Annotated in this window: 2 protein-coding genes; both read left to right on the top strand. The window is 58.6% G+C overall.

Translation table 11 applies throughout. The annotated features are described in order from the left end of the window. Positions 1–343 precede the first annotated feature (343 nt). Complete coding sequence (gene recA, locus AC1DUU_RS30580; RefSeq protein ID WP_476787065.1) at positions 344–1,432, top strand: recombinase RecA; 1,089 nt, start codon at positions 344–346, stop codon at positions 1,430–1,432. A gap of 247 nt (positions 1,433–1,679) precedes the next feature. After that, on the top strand, positions 1,680–2,028 hold a 349-nt coding region (locus tag AC1DUU_RS30575), incomplete at its 3' end, for an alanine--tRNA ligase-related protein (protein ID WP_476787064.1).

Here is a 2,028-nt window from a genome sequence, read left to right as displayed (position 1 = left end):
GTCATGCGCCCGCGCCGGTCGACATKGGCGCCGCCGACGGCGAGAATTCTGGGTGACTTCATGCTGAGGCTGTCCGTTGGCGTGTTAGGCGGCAAACTTAGTGTTCTGGGCGAGGGGCGGCAACCGATACCGAATCGCGATTTGGCGAGGCACCGCATGCGAGGTGGCGACCTCCATGCGACATCGGATCACGTGCGGTGTTGAAACAAAAAAAGAACATCACCAGAAATACTGTTCAATATCAATAGCTTGAATGCTCTTGCCAAATGTGAACAAAACAGGTACAAATTTATATCGGCATCGGATAGACCGGCCTTCATTGATGACCACGGGGTGATGTATCATGGCTCAAAATTCATTGCGGCTTGTAGAGGAAAATTCGGTGGACAAATCTAAGGCTCTGGACGCGGCGCTGTCGCAGATCGAACGCGCCTTCGGCAAGGGCTCGATCATGCGCCTCGGCGCCAATGAGCAGGTTGTCGAGATCGCGACGGTCTCCACCGGCTCGCTTGGTCTCGACATCGCGCTCGGCGTCGGCGGACTGCCGCGTGGGCGTATCGTTGAAATCTATGGGCCGGAAAGCTCGGGCAAGACGACGCTTGCTCTTCACACGATTGCCGAAGCTCAGAAGAAGGGCGGCATCTGCGCTTTCGTTGATGCCGAACACGCGCTCGATCCGGTCTATGCCCGCAAGCTTGGCGTCGACCTGGAAAATCTGCTGATCTCGCAGCCTGACACCGGTGAGCAGGCACTGGAAATCTGCGACACGCTGGTGCGCTCCGGCGCAATCGACGTTCTGGTCGTCGACTCGGTGGCGGCTTTGACGCCGCGTGCCGAAATCGAAGGCGAGATGGGCGAGTCGCTGCCCGGCCTGCAGGCCCGCCTGATGAGCCAGGCGCTGCGCAAGCTGACCGCATCGATCTCGCGCTCCAACACCATGGTCATCTTCATCAACCAGATCCGTATGAAGATCGGCGTCATGTATGGTTCGCCCGAAACAACGACTGGCGGCAACGCGCTCAAGTTCTATGCTTCGGTCCGCCTCGATATCCGCCGCATTGGCTCGGTCAAGGATCGCGACGAAGTCGTCGGCAACCAGACCCGCGTCAAGGTGGTCAAGAACAAGCTGGCTCCGCCCTTCAAGCAGGTCGAGTTCGACATCATGTATGGCGAAGGCGTTTCCAAGACCGGCGAACTCGTCGATCTCGGGGTCAAGGCTGGCGTGGTCGAGAAGTCCGGTGCCTGGTTCTCCTACAATTCCCAGCGTCTCGGGCAAGGCCGCGAGAACGCCAAGCTGTTCTTGCGCAACAATCCCGAAGCGGCGCGCGAAATCGAACAACTGCTCAGGCAAAATGCCGGTCTGATTGCCGAAAAATTCCTTGAGAACGGTTCGCGTGAGGAAGATAGCGACGACGAAGCCGGCGCGATGTAAGCGCGCTGGCAGCCGGTCGGCCAGGCGCTGACCAGCTTCAACACAGACGATCTGAGCAACCGCCGGCCATTGTGCCGGCGGTTTGCGTTTGTGAAGGTGGTTTTGCTGATCCGGGCGGCGGAATTGCGGGCTTTTGGCCATCCGGTGTTTCTGGACAGGGATAAGGTGGACGGCTAAAAGGCAGTTCCAATTTCCGCCTGACAAGGGCGGGGTGCATCTGTTCAGGGCGGCGATCAAAGGCAGCGATATGAGTGGCGTGAACGAGATCCGGTCGACATTTCTCGACTACTTCAAGAAGAACGGGCACGAGGTGGTGGCCTCCAGTCCGCTCGTGCCGCGCAACGACCCGACCTTGATGTTCACCAATGCCGGTATGGTGCAGTTCAAGAACGTCTTYACCGGTMTYGARAARCGYCCCTATYMGCGYGCCRCGACCKCSCAGAARWGCGTSCGTGCKGGYGGCAAGCAYAACGATCTCGACAATGTCGGCTATACCGCCCGCCATCTCACCTTCTTCGAGATGCTCGGCAATTTCTCGTTTGGCGACTATTTCAAGGAACACGCCATCGAGCTCGCCTGGAACCTGATCACCAAGG

The sequence above is a fragment of the Aminobacter sp. P4_H6_2 genome, assembly GCF_056400805.1.
The sequence above is the reverse complement of the archived record's forward strand: the minus strand, read 5'-3'. Positions and strand labels throughout refer to the sequence as shown.

Bases quoted from the DNA above. Each gene is read 5' to 3' on its own strand.
- recA (WP_476787065.1), top strand. From the start codon at position 344: ATGGCTCAAAATTCATTGCGGCTTGTAGAGGAAAATTCGGTGGACAAA.